Annotated in this window: 8 protein-coding genes; 2 read left to right on the top strand and 6 right to left on the bottom strand. The window is 63.5% G+C overall.

Features of this window, described 5'->3' with window-relative positions; translation table 11 throughout:
• Positions 1-29: 29 nt before the first annotated feature.
• Both GTP69_RS21420 and GTP69_RS21425 read left to right on the top strand, forming a co-directional pair.
• On the top strand, positions 30-1,145 hold the full coding sequence (locus GTP69_RS21420) for a DegT/DnrJ/EryC1/StrS family aminotransferase (protein WP_161056754.1): 1,116 nt from the start codon (positions 30-32) through the stop codon (positions 1,143-1,145).
• A gap of 9 nt (positions 1,146-1,154) precedes the next feature.
• Positions 1,155-1,631, top strand: coding sequence for an acyltransferase (locus GTP69_RS21425; RefSeq protein ID WP_161056755.1), 477 nt, complete (start codon positions 1,155-1,157; stop codon positions 1,629-1,631).
• Here GTP69_RS21425 and GTP69_RS21430 read toward each other — a convergent pair.
• The 6 genes from GTP69_RS21430 to GTP69_RS21455 form a co-directional block, all read right to left on the bottom strand.
• Complete coding sequence (locus tag GTP69_RS21430; RefSeq protein WP_161056756.1) at positions 1,628-2,938, bottom strand: hypothetical protein; 1,311 nt, start codon at positions 2,936-2,938, stop codon at positions 1,628-1,630. The two genes, GTP69_RS21425 and GTP69_RS21430, sit on opposite strands and share 4 nt — an antisense overlap.
• A gap of 22 nt (positions 2,939-2,960) precedes the next feature.
• Positions 2,961-4,769 (bottom strand): HAD-IIIC family phosphatase, encoded by a 1,809-nt coding sequence (locus GTP69_RS21435; protein WP_161056757.1) that lies wholly within the window; start codon positions 4,767-4,769, stop codon positions 2,961-2,963.
• 15 nt (positions 4,770-4,784) lie between these two features.
• Positions 4,785-5,576 carry a glycosyltransferase family 2 protein gene (locus GTP69_RS21440; RefSeq protein ID WP_161056758.1) on the bottom strand — a complete coding sequence of 264 codons (792 nt, stop codon included), beginning with the start codon at positions 5,574-5,576 and terminating at the stop codon, positions 4,785-4,787.
• 33 nt (positions 5,577-5,609) lie between these two features.
• Positions 5,610-6,980 (bottom strand): HlyD family type I secretion periplasmic adaptor subunit, encoded by a 1,371-nt coding sequence (locus tag GTP69_RS21445; protein WP_161056759.1) that lies wholly within the window; start codon positions 6,978-6,980, stop codon positions 5,610-5,612.
• Positions 6,953-9,103: a peptidase domain-containing ABC transporter gene (locus GTP69_RS21450; RefSeq protein ID WP_161056760.1), complete on the bottom strand. Its 2,151-nt coding sequence runs from the start codon at positions 9,101-9,103 to the stop codon at positions 6,953-6,955. The genes GTP69_RS21445 and GTP69_RS21450 overlap by 28 nt, the downstream gene beginning before the upstream one ends.
• Before the next feature lie 223 nt (positions 9,104-9,326).
• A complete protein-coding gene (locus GTP69_RS21455; RefSeq protein ID WP_161056761.1) occupies positions 9,327-15,041 on the bottom strand; it encodes a beta strand repeat-containing protein in 5,715 nt (1,904 codons plus the stop codon).
• Between the last annotated feature and the right edge of the window lie 525 nt (positions 15,042-15,566).

Below are 15,566 nucleotides of genomic sequence, written 5' to 3' on the forward strand. Positions count from 1 at the left end.
CCTCGTTCCGCATTTCCCACAGGCCTATCATGAGCGTCCCTCAAAAAGTTCCCTTTCTCGATCTCAAAGCCATCAACCTGCAACAGGAAGCCGCCTTGCAGCAAGCGTTTTCGCGCGTGCTCAATTCCGGCTGGTACATCCTGGGCAGCGAAGTGGCGCAGTTTGAAGCCGCCTTTGCCGCCTACTGCGGCAGCAGCAGCGCGATCGGCGTGGCCAACGGCCTGGATGCCATCTTCCTGCTGCTGAAAGCCTACGGCATCGGTCCCGGCGACGAGGTCATCGTGCCGAGCAATACCTATATCGCCACCTGGCTGGCGGTCAGCCACTGCGGCGCCACGCCGGTGCCGGTCGAGCCGATCGAGTCCACCTACAACCTGGACCCTGCGCTGATCGAGGCCGCCATCACGCCGCGCACCCGCGCCATCATCGCGGTCCACCTGTACGGCCAGCCGGCCGACATGGTCGGCATCAATGCGGTGGCGCAGCGCCACGGCCTGAAAGTGATCGAGGATGCGGCCCAGGCCCACGGCGCCCGCGCCCACGGCGTGCGCACCGGCCACCTGGGCGACGGCGCCGCCTTCAGCTTCTATCCCGGCAAGAACCTCGGCGCGCTGGGCGACGGCGGCGCCATCACCACCGACGACGCCGACACCGCGCATGCGCTGCGCGTGCTGCGCAACTACGGTTCGCAACAGAAATACCGCAACGAACGCCAGGGCTACAATTCGCGCCTGGATGAACTGCAAGCGGCCTTGCTCAGCGTCAAGCTGACCACGCTCGACCAGTTCAACCAGCAACGCGGCGCGATTGCCGCGATTTACCAGAAAGAACTGGCCGGGGTGCCGGAACTGGCACTGCCGCAAGTGCCGGACTGGGCCGATCCGGTGTGGCACGTGTACGCCGTGCGTCACCCGCAGCGCGACCGCCTCGCCGAACAGCTGGCTGAGCGCGGCATCGGCACCATCGTCCACTATCCGGTGGCGCCGCATTTGCAACCGGCCTACGCCGAGCTGGGCTTGAAGGAAGGCCAGTTCCCGATCTCGGAAGCGATCCACCGCGAAGTGCTGAGTTTGCCGATGGGACCGACCATGACGGCCGACGATGCCGCCCAGGTGGTCGAAGCCGTGCATGCGATCTTGCGCTAAGGAGTGGTCATGAGCAATATCCATGCGCTGTCCGACGTGCAGTCGGCCAATATCGGCGCCAGCACGCGGGTGTGGCAGTTCACCGTGATCCTGCAAGGCGCGCAGATTGGCGAGGGCTGCAACATCAACGCCCATTGCTTCATCGAAAATGATGTGGTGGTCGGCGACAATGTCACCGTCAAATGCGGCAATTATTTGTGGGATGGCCTGCGCGTCGGCGCCGGTGTGTTCATCGGCCCGAATGTGACCTTCACCAACGATAAATTCCCACGGTCCAAGCAATATCCGGACGGCTTCCCGCAGACGGTGCTGGAGCCGGGCGCCTCGATCGGCGGCGGCGCCACCATCCTGCCGGGCCTGACGATAGGCGCCGGCGCCATGGTCGGCGCGGGTGCGGTGGTGACCCGTTCGGTGCCGCCGCTGGCGGTGGTGGCCGGCAATCCAGCGCGCATCCTGCGCTACCTGGAAGCCGGCGAAGCAAACTAAGCCAGCGTCGCCAGGTCCGCCAGGAAGGCTGGCGTTGCATGTGAGCTCAGGAACCTGTCGCGGCTGGAAGCGGCATAGCGCGGATAGTCGGCCGCCAGTTGCGCCAGCAGCGCACCGAGCTGGTCGGACGCGGTCCAGCGCAGGTACTGTTCCGGCAGCAGCGTCTTGTGCGCTTCCACGGTGAAATCATATTCGCCGTCGGTCGCCACCGCATCATTGAACAACACCGGCGCGCCGGCACACAACACCTCCACCAGCACCAGCACGCCGCCCACCGGGAAGCTCGGCACGTACACGGCATTCTGGATGGTGGCCGTGCTAGCCGATACCGACGCCACATTGCCGTGGTAGACAAAGCGTTCCCACGCCAGTCCCTGCGCCGCCATGGCCGCGCGGATGACCGCCCGTTCCGCATCGCCGAGGCTGCCGAAATGGTGGTGCTGGCCGGCGCCCTGCTTCAACAGTTGCGCAACCACGTGAGGATAGGACGCCTCGGCCGGCTCGGCCGCGAACAGGTACTTGGAGGCGCCACCGGCGCTGATGGTATTCAGCGGCAAGCCAGGCTGGTAGGCCGGCGACACCACGTCGGTGTTGATCAGCGTGTCATGAATATTCAGCACCACGCTCTCGTGGCGCGGCGCACGCTCGCAGCACAGGCGCTGCAATTCGGTGGTGGTGTCAACGTGCGAATACTCGCCCAGGCTGGCGCCGAGGCACGGCCGGTAGTCGCAATGATGATGGAAAATCTTCTTGCTGACCGGCGCGGCCAGGGTCGCCACCACCGGGATCGGATCGACGTGGTGGTTGAAGCAGGACACGTGACTCGGCCGCAGGTTGGTAATCAATGCTACCAGGTGCTGCACCTTGAACGCCATATTCCCGCGCGGCAGGAACAGCACCGGCGCCGGATGGAAGAAGTCCATCATCTCCTGGCGCTGCTCATCATTCTGGTCGTTGAAGGCGTCGGTCACCACGACCAGATTGTGCCGCTTGAGTTGCAGGAAATCGCGCGCGATGCGGCTATGCCCGCCGACATTCGAAAACTGCGAACCTATGATCAGGTGCAAGTCGTTTTCAGCCGGGAACGGCGCGACGCCGTCATACAGCTTGCTGCCCAGTTCATGCAGGATGGCGTCCAGCTGCGGGTAGAACAGCGCCTTCATGTGGAACATCTCATGCATGAAGGTGTTGTAGACGAAATTGCTGACCAGCCCCAGCACGTCATTGAGCGGCAGCCGCGCGGCCAGCTCCGGCGTCAATGTCTCGTCATGAAACATCACGTCCTGCTGAATTCGTTGAACAATCATGGTTTTCTCGTGGTGAAGGTGGTCAGACCCACGTCGCCGGCACATGCGGCGCCAGCGGCGAAGTCGGCGCGGCGGTGCGGAGGAAGATTTGCGGGTTATCCGTGCCGACGAAGCCGGCGGCCGCAAATACCCCCTGCGACGGCGTGTTCTTGTCGGTCTTCAGCACCAGGCCTGAGACCACCATCGCCGGCTGTGCTGCCAGCAGTACGGCGATGACTTCGCGCAGCACCGCCAGTTCGATCTCCATGCCGAGCACGCGGCAGCTCATGACAAATTGCGTGATGCAGTTACCCAGCGTGAACAAGGCCCCCACCAGACCGTATTCGGTGTAGCGGTCGCCGACCGAGAAGGCAAACACGCGTCCGCCCTGGGCCCAGTGCTGGTCATAGTCCTCGGCCGCACGGCGCGCGCCGACGGTGTTGAACTGGTTGGTCTTGTTGACCAGCTCCAGCACGCGGAAGAATTGCGGCGCCTCGCGGTTGTGGATCTCCACCATTTCCAGCCGGGTATTCAGCTGGCGCAGGAATGCTTCGCGCGGCATGGCGGCACGCTCTTCATCGCGCTTGACCTTGCCGATCAGCGAGGCTTCGCGCTGGGCCGATTCGGCGCTCAGGCGGGCGATCTGCGTTTCCGGCGCCCAGGTCAGGATGCGCTTGATGGCAAACGGATCGGCACCGATCACGCGCATTTCCGGATGGGCCGACTTGACGGCGTCGCGCTCGACCGGGTTATCGTCGACGAACACCACATTCTTCGCCGTCAGCGACAGCGCATGCATGATGGTGGCGACGTTTTCGGCCTTGGGCTGCCAGTTAATCTGCGGCACCAGGAAGTCGGAAAATTCAATGAACGGCAGCGGCACCACCTGGCGCCATTTGCTGGTCACCACCGCCTGGTCGTTTTTCGAGCACAGCGAGACGATGATGCCGCGCCGGCGCAACTGGTTGATCGCATCCCACACGCCCAGCGGCCAGCCGAACATCTGCGGCCACGCGCCCTGCGGCTCGTAATGCTCGCCGACCAGGCCGCGCCACATGGTGTTGTCCAGGTCGAAGATCACCAGCTTGACCGAATCGGTCTGGTGGATCACGCGGTGGATGGTTTCCACCTGGCGGTACACGGCGCCGTAAAATTCGCCGACCTTGCCGTCGTAGCGCGCCACCTTGTCGAGATTGCCGTCCAGCCGGTTCGGCGCGTCGCCGGAAAACTCCTGCTCGGCCGCGATGAACTCATCCAGGCCCAGCGGCACGCCATGGGTGAAGAAGTACACCACGTCGTCGAGGAAGTATTTCTTGCCCATCGAGGCGGCGATCATGTTGACGTCGGCCAGATAGGTATTCGGCAGCTTGCGCAGCGCGTCGGCCAGGTAGAAGTTCAGTTCGGTGACGATGCGCGTGAGGTCCAGCGCACTGTCCTGGTCGCTCAAGCTGGGCGCCAGCTTGCCTTGCGGGACCACGAAATTGGAGACGATGGTCAGCAGCGATCCGCTGTACGCCAGCGCGTACTTGAGCAGGAAGTCGATGTTGGCCTTGCCCAGTTCCAGCCAGTCGCTGGCGCCGCCGGCCGGCGGGCGGATCACGCCGTCCGTCAGCACATTGCGCAGCGGCAGCTGGATGTATTGCAGGTCAACCGTGGCCAGTTCTTCGCGCGATTTCTCCGGCAGCTGCATGGCGTTGCCGAAGATGATGTTGTCGACTTCCAGCTGCGGATTCAGCTTCTTGAATTCGCTGGTGTAGGCTTCCGACAGGCAGGAGCCGATCACAATCATCTTCTTCAGCCCGGTCGGACTGACTTCCAGGTCGCGCGGGAACAGGTAGTCTGCGGTGTGCATGGCGTCGCCGCCCGGTCAGAAGTGCGACAGGTCGAAATGCAGATTGGCGCTGGCCAACAGCGCCTGGCGCGCCAGCCGCGTTTCCATATTGCGCGCCGGATGGCGGAGGTACAGCTCCATCATCACCTTGACCACCAGCTCTTCATTGGTGTTACCGCGCCGCATATTTTCCGGTGCATCGGCCGGGGTCTTGTGGATCACCACGCCGTCGGTGGCCACGTGCGTCAGGGTGCAGCCTTTCTGCAGTACGCTGAGCAGGAAATCCCAGTCTTCGTAGATCACCATCTCCGGATTGTTGGTGATGCCGTCCAGCACATCGCGGCGGTAAGCGATGCAGCTGTTGGGGATGCGGTTGCGGATGTAGACGCTGTCGTCGGTGGCGTCGGCGATCGATACCTTGTGGGTCGGGCCTTGCGGCTCGGGCGGCGTCACCGCGCGGTTCTCGAACTGCACCTGCAGGTCGCAGAACAGCAGTTCCGGACGGTCGCCCTGGTCCAGACGCGCCTTCAGCTGCGCCAGGTGATCCGGCATGAAGGTGTCGTCGTCATCGAGGAAGATGATGTAGTCGCCGGTGGCGATGGCCTGGCCCATGTCGCGGCTCGGCGCCGGACCGGGACGGCCACTGCAGCGCAGCACATAGTCGAAGCGGCCATTGAAGTGCGCCAGATGATGATACGGCGGGATATACGTGGCGCTGTCGGACACGATCACGATCTTGAAGTCCTGGCAGGTCTGCGCGATCAGCGATTCCAGCGTGCGCTGCAACAGCACCGGCCGGTCATGGGTGGGGATGATGATGGTAAACACGTAGCCGGGCTCCGACAAGTTAATGGGTAGTAATCAGGGTTCGCGGATCGATTCGTCCAGCGCGCGCGTGAGCGGATACAGCAGGTAGGACATCACAGTGCGATGCCCCACGACGATCTCGGCCGACACGGTCATGCCGGGCAGCAGCCGCACGCCGGGCGGCAGCCGGTTCAGTTTGCCGGAATACGGAATCCGGCTCAGGTAGTAGGCATCCAGTCCGCCACCGCTGCTGTCCTTGGTCTCGCGCTTGAACGAATCCTGGCTGATGGTACGGACTTTGCCTTCCAGCATGCCATGCTTCATGAACGAGAAGGCGTCCACCTTCAGGTGCACGTCGGCGCCCTGCTTGATGTAGCCGATGTCGACCGAATCGATCTGCACTTCGGCTTCCAGGTCGGCGCCCAGCGGCACCAGCGTGAACAGCGGCTCGGCCTCGCGCACCACCGAACCGACCGACAGCTTGCCGATCTCCAGCACCACGCCGTCGGCCGGCGCCACCATGCGGATCAGCTTGAGGTGGCGGTCGGCCTTGGCCAGCTGCTCGGTGACGCCGTCGCGGTCGCGCGAGGCGCTCAGCAAGTCTTCCATCGCCTTCTGGCGCCAGCTCTTGCCGAAGGCGGCGCGCTCGGCTTCGGCCGAGGCCAGTTCGCTGGCCAGTTCGACCGCCTTGTTGCGCTGCATGTCCATGTCGCGCTCGACTTCGAGGCGGCGGTCGCGCGCTTCCAGCAAGTGCATCTTGGCGCCGAACTGCTCGGCCATCAGTTGCTCCTGCATGGCCTCGACTTCGCGCAGCGACTTGACGCGCTCGGCCAGGATCACCTGGTCGTGCTTGTTGGTCAGCATGCTGGCCTTGAGGCGAGCGATGTTCTGGTCCATCTTGTTCTGCTGGGCCGCGAAGTTGGCCTGGCGCTCGCTCGACAGCTGCACTTGCAGCTGGGCGTCGGCGCTGCTCTTGCCGCCCTCGACGGCCGCGCTGCGCTGGCCGGACAGCTCGGCGCGCAGGCCGGCGGTCTGGTTGTCCAGGCTTTCCAGGCGGCTGCGCAGCTGGCTCTCGTCGGCGGCGTTAAAGGTCGGGTCCAGCGTCGCCAGCACCTGGCCCTTGCGCACCACCTGGCCCACGCGCACGTCGATGCTCTGGATGATCGAGGTGTCCAGCGGCTGCACCACGATGTTCGGCAATGGATTGACCAGCTTGCCGTGGGCGATGACGATCTGGTCGATCGGCGACACGCTGGCCCAGACGATGAAGACGGCGAACGCCAGCAGCAGCACATGCAGCGTGATGCGCACGAAGCGCGGCAGCGGCCCACGCTCGATGGCGTCGGCATCCGGCAGGAATTCGACTTCGGTCTCGTCCTTGGCGCGGCGCGCCCGGCTTACAGGTGACTTGTTTGCTGGTTCCATAAGTGCTGGTAGGTTTCGCTGCGAGTAAGCAATTCTTCATGACGGCCGGCATCGACCAGACGGCCCTGCTGCATGACCATGATCTTGTCGGCGTTGACCAGGGTCGACAGGCGGTGAGAAATCATCACCACGGTGCGGCCGACGGCAATTTTTGCCAGGTTGCTGATGAAAATCGCTTCCGATTCCGGGTCCAGCGCCGAGGCGGCTTCGTCCAGGATCAGGATGCGCGGGCGGGCCACCAGCGTGCGAGCGATCGACAGGCGCTGCTTCTGGCCGCCCGACAGGTTGGCGGCGTTTTCTTCCAGCACGGTGTCGTAGCCCTGCGGCAGGCGTTCGATGAATTCGTCGGCGCCGGCCGCTTGCGCGGCGGCCACCAGTTCTTCGAAGGTGGCGTCGGGCTTGGTGACCGACAGGTTGTCGCGCACCGTGCCGCGGAACAGGAAGTTCTCCTGCAACACGACGCCGATCTGGCGCCGTAAATGCGCCAGTTCGATCTCGCGCGCATCGATGCCGTCAAAGCGGACAATGCCTTCCTGGACCGGGTACAAGCCCTGGATCAGCTTGGTCAAGGTGGTCTTGCCGGAGCCGCTGCGGCCGACGATGCCGACCACCGTGCCCTGCTCGATGGTGAAGGTGGCCTTGTCCAGCGCCAGCGCCTGCGCGCCCGGATAGCGGAACGTCACGGCGTCGAACTTGATCTCGCCTTCCAGCACCGGCCGCAGGCCGTTGGCGCCGGCACGGCCTTCCGGCGCGCGGTTCATCACCTCGCCGAGCATGCGCACCGACAGCGCGGTTTCCTGGTATTCGTTGACCAGGCCGACCAGCGAAATCAGCGGCTGGGTGACGCGGCCCGACAGCATCTGGAACGCGATCAGCGCGCCGACCGACATCGTGTTGTCGAACACGTCGGCGGCGCCGACCACGATGATCAGCACCGGCAGCAGCTTGCCGAGGAAGTCGGTAACGGCGTTGCCGGCGATCGAAATCTGGCCGACACGGAAGTGCATGGTGATCGCTTCGGCCGAGCGCTGGTCCCACACGCGGCGCTGCGACGGCTCGATCGCCAGCGCCTTGACGGTGCGCATGCCGTGGATGGTTTCCACCAGCATGCCCTGGCGCTGGCCCTCGGCCGAGTACAGCGCCTGCAGGCGGCGGTTGAAGGTCGGCACCATGGCCAGCACCACGCCGGCGATCAGCGCGGCGAAGAACAGCACCAGCATGGCCAGCTTGACCGAGTAGCTGAACAGCACTGGAATGAACACCAGCAGCGCGATCACGTCCAGCGCGGTGAAGAACAGCCGGCCGGTCAGGAAGTTGCGGATTTTTTCCAGCTGCTGCATGTGGCGCGTGACCACGCCGGCGCTGGTGGTTTCGAAGAAATCGATCGGCAGCGACAGCAGGTGGCCGAACACGCGGCGCGTCAGCCGCATGTCGATCTTGTTACTGGCCGCCAGGGTCAGCGTCTGGCGCAGGAAACCGAAGGTGGCGTCGAACGCCAGCGCCATGATGATGCCGACCGCCAGCACCTGCAGCGTGGTCACACTGCGGTGGGTCAGCACCTTGTCGATCACCAGCTGGAAGAAGATCGGCGACGCCAGCGCCAGCAGCTGCATGGCAATGGCGGCGATGAAGATGTCGCGGAAGGCGGCTTTTTGTTTGAGGATTTCGGGAATGAACCAGCGCAGGCCGAACGGCTGGTTGGGGTCGCTGAGCTTGTGCTGGCGTTTGATGAACAGCACATCGCCCTGCCAGCGCTGCTCGAAGTCGCTGCGGCTGACCAGCACCACCACGGCGTTGGCACTGGCGGGATTGAGTACCGCCACATGGTCCTGGCCGCCGTTCTCGCCCGGCTTGACGCCGACCACGATCACCGAGTTGCCGTCCACCAGGCGCGCCATCAGCGGGAACACGCCGCCCTGGGCCATCAGGCGCGACCAGGTCAGCTGATCGGCCTTGGCTTTCAAACCGATATCCGAGGCGATGCGCAGCAGCGCGCCGACGCCGGGTTCCTCGGCACGCAGCGCGTTTTCATCGATCAGGCGTTCCGGACTTATCTGCAGACCATGATGCTGGGCGATCGCAGTCAGGCATTGGATCGCGGTATGGGGAAATTTAGCTTGCATAGGCATCGATGTGGGTAAAAAGCGGGAACCAAGCCGACACGCGCACGCGCTCGTTCCAGCTGTGGGATTTTAACCCAGTGCACGCCTTCCTCGTGTGAATTTGTTGTTTGGAAGCACAACCCGGTTTACCCCGCTGTTCCAGCGATGGCGCACCGCAAAATGACCGCGCAAAAAAAACGGCAAGGCCCGCAGGCCTTGCCGTTTCTGTTACCGCGCTGTCAGATTACTTGGCTGCCAGCAGGCCGTGTTGCGCGCCGTTTTGCAGTGCTTTCAGACGCAGCGTCTCTTCCGTCGCAGCCGAGTGGCTGGCCGCGGTCAGCTTGTTCTCGTAGCTGCCAATGGCGCTGGCCAGGGCGGCCACCGAACCGTTGCTGCTGGTCGGCACTTCCAGCTTGGTGGTGCCGCTGGTGGCTGGCTGGCTGTTGTAGCTCGACAGCGCCGACGACAGGTTGCTTACCGAGCTGGTCAGGTTGGTGCTGGTGGCACCGGCGCTGAACCAGACGTCCGCTGCTTCGTGGCTGGCGCCATCGGCCGTCTCGAAGGTCGAGGTCAGACCGACGATGTTGCCGTTGTTCAGCGACGGGTTGTGCTTGGCATCCAGGTTCAGCTTGGTGATGTTCAGATCGCTCAGCGATTTGAGTTCATCAGCCTGGCTGACACCGTCGCCGTTGGCATCGACCCACACTTGCAGTTTCGAGAACTGGGCATCTTTGGCATCGATCACGCCGTCGCCGTTGGTATCCAGTTCCGCCAGGGCGGCATAGCCGTTCGAGGCTTTGCTGCCGTTGGCCAGCGTGGTGCCCGAGCCGAACAGTTCGCCACCATCGTTGATGGTGCCGTCACCGTTGCGGTCCAGGACCAGCAGGCCGTCGCCACCGCCAACCCAGCCGGTGCTGACCTTGTTGCCATTGGCCAGCATGTCGAACTGCACACCTGCTGCCGAGCTGATGGTCTGGATACCGTTATTGTTCAGGTCCAGTACCAGCGGCGTGAAGGTTGGCAGCGCGGCGATCTGGTCGGTGCTCATTGCTTGTACTTGCGACGAGGTCAGCGAGTGGATCTGCGACGTGGTGAACGAGTGCACCTGGTTAGTACCCAAGCTGGCGATCTGTTCGGTCGTCAGGCGCGAGAACTGGGCGGTGCTCAGTGCCGCGATGGTGTTGGTGCTCAGCGCAGCCAGATCCACCGTTTCGATCGCCTGGACACCATTGGTGGACAGGGCGCGGATCTGGGCGGTGGTCAGCGAGTTCAGCTGTTCACTCGACAGGGCAACGATCTGCGCCGTGGTGATGCCGGAAGCCATCACAGCGGTGCTCAGGGCTGCCAGCTGACCGTTGGTGAAGCCGATGATCTGCTCGGTGCTCAGCGCGGCCACCTGGTTGGTGCGCAGGGCGGCAACCGACGAGGTTTTCAGTGCGGCCAGGTCTTCGGTTTCCAGCGCGTGGACCGAGTTGGTGCTCAGGGCGGCGACCTGCGCCGAACTCAGCACAGCGGCCTGGTTGGTGCTCAGCGCCACCACCTGGTCAGTCGTCAGGCTGATCATCTGGGCGGTGGTCAGGACCTGGACGCTGTTGGTGTTCAGCACATTGATCTGCTCGGTGGTCAGGGCACGGACCTGAGCGGTGCTCAGGGACGCGAACGCCGCGGTGGTCAGCGCGTTCAGGTCTTCGGTTTCCAGCGCAGCGATCGCGTTGGTGCTCAACGCCACCACTTGACGGCTGCTCAGGGCAGCAGCCTGGTTGGTCGTCAGGGCCACCACTTGCTCGGTGCTCAGCACCTTGATCGCGGCGGTGCTGATGGCGGCAGCCTGGTTCGACGTCAGTGCGGCGATCTGCTCGGTGGTCAGACCGGTGATCTGGGTCGATTTCAGCGAAGCGATGCCAGCGGTGGTGATGCTGCTGATGTCGCCGGCTTCGATCGCGGCCAGGTTGTTACTCGACAGTGCGCTGACTTGCGCGGTGGTCAGGTAAGCGAACTGGTTCGAGGTCAGCGCCACGATCTGGTTGGTGGTCAGGCCCGAGGCGACGTCGAGGGTGCTCATCGCCGACAGCTGGCCACTGGTCAGACCCTGGACCTGTTCCGTGGTCAGGGCGGCGACCTGGTTGGTGCTCAGGGCAGCGAACGACGCGGTTTTCAGTGCAGCCAGATCTTCGGTTTGCAGCGCGGCGATCGAATCGGTGGTCAGCGCGCGCACCTGGGCGCTGCTCAGCACACCAGCCTGGTTGGTGGTCAGGGCCACCACTTGCTCGGTGGTCAGGGCGGCGACCTGGCCGCTGCTCAGACCAGCGATGGTGGCGGTCTTCAGTGCAGCGAAGTCTTCCGTTTCCAGCGCATGGATGGCGTTGGTGGTCAGGGCGTTGACTTGCGCGCTGCTCAGGGCGGCGGCCTGGTTGGTGGTCAGCGCCACGACCTGGTCGGTGGTCAGCGATTTGACGGCGGCGGTGCTGATGGCGGCAGCCTGGTTCGACGTCAGTGCGGCGATCTGCTCGGTGGTCAGCGCGGTGATCTGGGTCGATTTCAGGGCAGCGATACCAGCGGTGGTGATGCTGCTGATGTCGCCTGCTTCGATCGCGGCCAGGTTGTTACTCGACAGCGCGCTGATTTGCGCGGTGGTCAGGTAAGCGAACTGGTTCGAGGTGAGCGCCACGATCTGGTTGGTGGTCAGGCCCGACGCGACGTCGAGGGTGCTCATCGCCGTCAGCTGGCCACTGGTCAGACCCTGGACCTGTTCCGTGGTCAGGGCGGCGACCTGGTTGGTGCTCAGGGCAGCGAACGACGCGGTTTTCAGTGCAGCCAGATCTTCGGTTTGCAGGGCAGCGATCGAATCGGTGGTCAGCGCGCGCACCTGGGCGCTGCTCAGCGCGGCAGCCTGGTTGGTGGTCAGGGCCACCACTTGCTCGGTGGTCAGGGCGGCGACCTGGCTGCTGCTCAGACCAGCGATGGTGGAAGTCTTCAGTGCAGCGAAGTCTTCCGTTTCCAGCGCATGGATGGCGTTGGTGGTCAGCGCGTTGACTTGCGCGCTGCTCAGGGCGGCAGCCTGGTTGGTGGTCAGCGCCACGACTTGGTCGGTGGTCAGCGATTTGACGGCGGCGGTGCTGATGGCGGCAGCCTGGTTCGACGTCAGTGCAGCGATCTGCTCGGTGGTCAGACCGGTGATCTGGGTCGATTTCAGCGCAGCGATGCCAGCGGTGGTGATGCTGCTGATGTCGCCGGCTTCGATCGCGGCCAGGTTGTTGCTTGACAATGCTGCGACTTGCGCGGTGGTCAGGTAAGCGAACTGGTTCGAGGTCAGCGCCACGATCTGCTCGGTGGTCAGGCCCGAAGCAACGTCCAGGGTGCTCATTGCAGCCAGCTGGCCGCTGGTCAGGCCCTGGACCTGTTCCGTGGTCAGGGCGGCGACCTGGTTGGTGCTCAGGGCAGCGAACGACGCGGTTTTCAGTGCGGCCAGATCTTCGGTTTGCAGGGCGGCGATCGAGTCGGTGGTCAACGCGCGCACCTGGGCGCTGCTCAGCGCGGCAGCCTGGTTGGTGGTCAGCGCCACCACTTGCTCGGTGGTCAGGGCGGCGACCTGGCTGCTGCTCAGACCAGCGATGGTGGCGGTCTTCAGTGCAGCGAAGTCTTCCGTTTCCAGCGCATGGATGGCGTTGGTGGTCAGGGCGTTGACTTGCGCGCTGCTCAGGGCGGCGGCCTGGTTGGTGGTCAGCGCCACGACCTGGTCGGTGGTCAGCGCTTTGATGGCGGCGGTGGTGATGGCCGCAGCCTGGTTCGACGTCAGGGCGGCGATCTGCTCGGTGGTCAGACCGGTGATCTGGGTCGATTTCAGGGCAGCGATACCAGCGGTGGTGATGCTGCTGATGTCGCCGGCTTCGATCGCGGCCAGGTTGTTGCTCGACAATGCTGCGACTTGCGCGGTGGTCAGGTAAGCGAACTGGTTCGAGGTCAGCGCCACGATCTGTTCGGTGGTCAGGCCCGAAGCAACGTCCAGGGTGCTCATCGCAGCCAGCTGGCCGCTGGTCAGGCCCTGGATCTGTTCGGTGGTCAGGGCGGCGACCTGGTTGGTGCTCAGGGCAGCGAACGACGCGGTTTTCAGTGCGGCCAGATCTTCGGTTTGCAGAGCGGCGATCGAGTCGGTGGTCAGCGCGCGCACCTGGGCGCTGCTCAGCGCGGCAGCCTGGTTGGTGGTCAGCGCCACCACTTGCTCGGTGGTCAGGGCGGCGACCTGGCTGCTGCTCAGACCGGCAATGGTGGCGGTCTTCAGTGCGGCGAAATCTTCCGTTTCCAGCGCATGGATGGCGTTGGTGGTCAGGGCGTTGACTTGCGCACTGCTCAGGGCGGCCGCCTGGTTGGTGGTCAGCGCCACGACCTGGTCGGTGGTCAGCGCTTTGATGGCAGCGGTGGTGATGGCGGCAGCCTGGTTCGACGTCAGGGCGGCGATCTGCTCGGTGGTCAGACCGGTGATCTGGGTCGATTTCAGGGCAGCGATGCCAGCGGTGGTGATGCTGCTGATGTCGCCTGCTTCGATCGCGGCCAGGTTGTTGCTCGACAGTGCTGCGACTTGCGCGGTGGTCAGGTAGGCGAACTGATTCGAGGTCAGCGCCACGATCTGGTTGGTGGTCAGGCCCGAAGCGACGTCGAGGGTGCTCATCGCAGCCAGCTGGCCGCTGGTCAGGCCCTGGATCTGTTCGGTGGTCAGCGCAGCGACCTGGTTGGTGCTCAGCGAGGCGAACGACGCGGTTTTCAGCGCGGCCAGATCTTCGGTTTCCAGGGCGGCGATCGCGTCGGTGGTCAGTGCGCGCACTTGGGCGCTGCTCAGCGCGGCAGCCTGGTTGGTGGTCAGGGCCACCACTTGCTCGGTGGTCAGGGCGGCGACCTGGCTGCTGCTCAGGCCGGCGATGGTGGCGGTCTTCAGTGCAGCGAAGTCTTCCGTTTCCAGCGCATGGATGGCGTTGGTGGTCAGGGCGTTGACTTGCGCGCTGCTCAGGGCGGCGGCCTGGTTGGTGGTGAGAGCCACCACTTGGTCGGTGGTCAGCGCTTTGATGGCGGCGGTGGTGATGGCGGCAGCCTGGTTCGACGTCAGCGAGCCGATCTGCTCGGTGGTCAAGCCGGTGATCTGGTTCGATTTCAGCGCAGCGATGCCAGCGGTGGTGATGCTGCTGATGTCGCCGGCTTCGATCGCGGCCAGGTTGTTGCTCGACAATGCCGCGACTTGCGCGGTGGTCAGGTAAGCGAACTGGTTCGAGGTCAGTGCCACGATCTGGTTGGTGGTCAGGCCCGACGCGACGTCGAGGGTGCTCATCGCAGCCAGTTGGCCGCTGGTCAGGCCCTGGATCTGTTCGGTGGTCAGCGCAGCGACCTGATTGGTGCTCAGCGAGGCGAACGCGGCGGTCTTCAGCGCGGCCAGGTCTTCGGTTTCCAGCGCGGCGATCGCGTCGGTGGTCAGCGCGCGCACTTGCGCGCTGCTCAGCACAGCGGCCTGGTTGGTGGTCAGCGCGACCACTTGCTCGGTGGTCAGGGCGGCGACCTGGGTGCTGCTCAGGGCGGAGAAAGTAGCGGTCTTCAGCGCGGCGAGGTCTTCCGTTTCCAGCGCATGGATGGCGTTGGTGGTCAGCGCGCTCAACTGGCGGCTGCTCAGTGCGCCAGCCTGGTTGGTGGTCAGCGCGACGATTTGTTCGGTGGTCAGGATTTTGACTTGGGCAGTCGTCAGGCCGAGGACGCCGTTGGTACTCAAAGCGGCAAAATTAGTCGCACTCAGCAATGGCACATTGGCGCTCGAAATGGCGCCAACTTGGGTCGAACTCAGGACTTGGAACTGTTCGGTGGTCAACGCCGCCATCTGTTCGGTGCTGAGCGCCGCAATATCTGCAGTCGAGATGGTCACCACTTGTTGGGTGCTCAGACTTGCAAGCTGATTGGTGGACATACTGGTAATGACGCTCATTGCATTTCTCCTAGAAGGGCGCTGATTCGATTTGCTGTCCGAAAACATCTGGTGCACGGCCCTACCGTTGCATCCGCGTCTTCCGCCAGTGGCATATTTGCCGTTTAACTACGTATTGGGTACTTACTGCCGCGAACGCAAAACCGCGTGCGCACACATTCTTAACGTCAACATCTTGCTCAACTTGAGTAAACCCAAGAAGATTTATTGCTTATTTCCAACCCCGAAAAACACCCGGAAAGTCGGCCTGCTTGCTTACAAGGCGACCGCCAGCAGTCTTCCACTAAGTAAACTTATTCCCATACGGAAAAAAAACTCACAAAATCTTTCATCTGTTGACCGAAATTCGCCAAGTCGTTGAAATCATTCAAATTTTTCTTTGATACGTGTGTAAAACGGCGTAAAAAACTTGCTACGGAGGGCTAGTATAGCGTAATAAATTTCCACAAGGAATTTATTTGCAAGCCTGTCGCCACGCCGCCACGCTCAAAATAACAATGTTCAGAGGCTATCAACCATGTTGAT

Source organism: Duganella levis, from assembly GCF_009857605.1.
Lineage (GTDB): Bacteria > Pseudomonadota > Gammaproteobacteria > Burkholderiales > Burkholderiaceae_D > Rugamonas > Rugamonas levis.